Origin of the sequence: Albidovulum sp., assembly GCF_049646345.1 — a bacterium.
Taxonomy (GTDB): Bacteria; Pseudomonadota; Alphaproteobacteria; order Rhodobacterales; family Rhodobacteraceae; genus Albidovulum.
This window is the reverse complement of record NZ_JBARVQ010000058.1, coordinates 1-2,232: the sequence shown is the minus strand read 5'-3', so window position 1 is coordinate 2,232 and position 2,232 is coordinate 1. Positions and strand designations below refer to the sequence as shown.

Sequence of the window (2,232 nt, the reverse complement as noted above, 5' to 3'; positions counted from 1 at the left end):
TCCTCCAGCTGGCGTTCGTCCAGCATCGAGGCTTCATCGACAAAGCCGATATCCAGCGGGTCTTCGCGGCGTTTCCAGCCCTTGATGAAGTCAGAGCCGCGCAGCCCCGCCGCCGCCAGCGCACCGGGGATCGACTTGACCTGATCGTAGAACGCCTTGGCCCGGTCCAGCGCGATATCGGTCAGCCCTTCGACGGTCGGACGGTCGCCATTGCCCGCCAGCCATTCGGCGATCTTTTCGTATTCCGGGTCATAGACAGGCGTATAGAGGATGCGGTGGATCGTGGTCGCGGGCACGCCGCGCCCGCGCAGCACACTTGCCGCCTTGTTGGTGGGGGCCAGGATCGCCAGCGTGCGCCGGTCCTTGCGCCGCTTGCCCTCATAGTCGCCCGAGATGGTGTCGACGCCCGCGCCATCCAGCGCCTTGGTCAATTCCGCCAAGAGCATCGTCTTGCCCGACCCCGCCTTGCCGACGACGGCCAGAATGCTCGACCGGCCAGTCGCCGCAGGCATCAGCGTGCCACCCAAAAGATCGACCCCGGCGCTGCCAAGAACATCGGCAACGCGGTCCCAGGCCTCGGCCTGATCGTCGGAAAATGTAAGGGCCGGCACCTGCATGACGCGACCCTACAGACGGCATCCGGGGGATGCCAGCGGCTTTAGCCCGCTGCTGGCATGTCCTTGCGGCCGCCGAACGCACGGTCGAACCAAAGCTGCGAAACCTCCGGCGAAATCCCCGCCTTGCGGGCCATCCTGCGCCGGACCTCCTCGGAAAACTCCCAGATGCCAAGACTGATCGCATCGCCCCCCTTGCCCTCGGTCCCCAGAACCGTGGGCTGCCAGCCCAGAAGCCGGTAGATCCGCACCATGCGTGCATCAAAGACCCCGACCGCGCGCGCCAGCCCGAAGCCGACCCCAAGCTGCGCGCCCCCCAGCATCAGGGCCGCCGAGGTTACGGGCGGCATGTTCTCGGCAAGGCAAAAGCGGGTGCATTCCCACATCTTCGGATGGGCGAATTTCAGCCCCCCCGCCAGCGATGAAAAATGCTCGTTCACCATGGTCCGCCCCTCGGTCGGCAGAAACCGCATCGAGCCGCCATGACATCCGTCCGGCTTCTGCCAGATCACGTAGACAGGATTGAGCGCATCGTATTCGTCCTGTTCCCACCCGTTCTCATCGACACCGACAGCCCAACCCAGTCTTTGGCGGAACTGTTTCGCGCGGTCGGTGAACATCGTCTCGCGCAGGCGGGGAAAGTGACCGAGTTCTTCGGCCTTCAGGAATCGCAGCATCGTAACCCTCCATCTGGATGACCGGAGGGCTTAGCGAAGCTTGGTTAATTCGTAGCTAGGGCGGCGTTAAGGCTAAAGCAACACAAGGCCCTCGGCGATGGCGCGGGCCACGGCCTGGGTTGTGTTGTTGGCGCCCAGCTTGAAGCGGGCGCTTTCGACATAGGCGCGGAGCGTATGTTCGGAAATGGCAAGACTGTCAGCGGCCTGTGCGCGGTTCAGCCCCATGGCGAGCATGGTCAGAACATCGACCTCGCGCGGGGAAAGGCTCTGCATCGCGTAGTAATCGGTGCCGCGCTCAATCTCCAGCGCCTTCTGGTTCACGAAATGCGAAACCAGGATCAGATCGCTCATATGTTCGGCGGTAAACTTGGCCCAGTTATCGTCCGACCTGCGGTCAGAAACCGTGAACATCGCGAACTGGCCGTTGGGACCCCGGATCGGAACCGAATAGCCCTGATTGCCGACCCCGGCATCCAGCGCATCGGTCAGGAAACTGCGCGCCTGCCGACCGGACCAGTCGAGCCGCTTCCAGTCAACAGGATTGAAACGGCGAAAGCATCCCTGAACAACGGGATCAATGCGGGCATAATCTTCGCGAATATAACGTTCGACCCAGTCGGGCGCATAGGTAAGGACCGCGTCTTGCTGACCTGTGGAATTGACCGAGTGATAGACGAGGTGTTCAATCTGGAAGTGATCCCGCAATCCAAGGATCACAGATCGCAGATCATCAAGCGTTTTCGCCCGCTGAAGCTTCTCTATGAACTCCGCCAGCCGTGCCTGCATCCGCAGCGAGCCCTCCGGCAATATCCCCTTCGATCTGAGCAATCTCGGCGGCCGCGACAAGCGCAGTGTCGTCAAGCTGCTCCGCAAGGAAGGGAAGCCCGTTCGACTGCGCAAAAGCCTTGAGATCGGTCAGCACGTCTAGGATCCATTCGTAT

4 protein-coding genes are annotated in these 2,232 nt (G+C 62.2%); all 4 read right to left on the bottom strand.

Going from position 1 to position 2,232, the window contains the following annotated elements; all coding sequences use genetic code 11:
• On the bottom strand, positions 1 to 617 hold a 617-nt coding region (locus WBB85_RS01445), incomplete at its 3' end, for an AAA family ATPase (RefSeq protein WP_432636845.1).
• A 41-nt stretch (positions 618 to 658) separates the two neighbouring features.
• Positions 659 to 1,291 carry an acyl-homoserine-lactone synthase gene (locus tag WBB85_RS01440; protein ID WP_432636844.1) on the bottom strand — a complete coding sequence of 211 codons (633 nt, stop codon included), beginning with the start codon at positions 1,289 to 1,291 and terminating at the stop codon, positions 659 to 661.
• Between the two features lie 72 nt (positions 1,292 to 1,363).
• The gene (locus tag WBB85_RS01435; protein WP_432636843.1) at positions 1,364 to 2,077 is read right to left on the bottom strand and encodes a helix-turn-helix transcriptional regulator; all 714 of its coding nucleotides are present in this window, start codon (positions 2,075 to 2,077) and stop codon (positions 1,364 to 1,366) included.
• A partial coding sequence (locus WBB85_RS01430; RefSeq protein ID WP_432636842.1) for a hypothetical protein occupies positions 2,022 to 2,232 on the bottom strand: 211 nt, incomplete at its 5' end. The genes WBB85_RS01430 and WBB85_RS01435, both read right to left, overlap by 56 nt.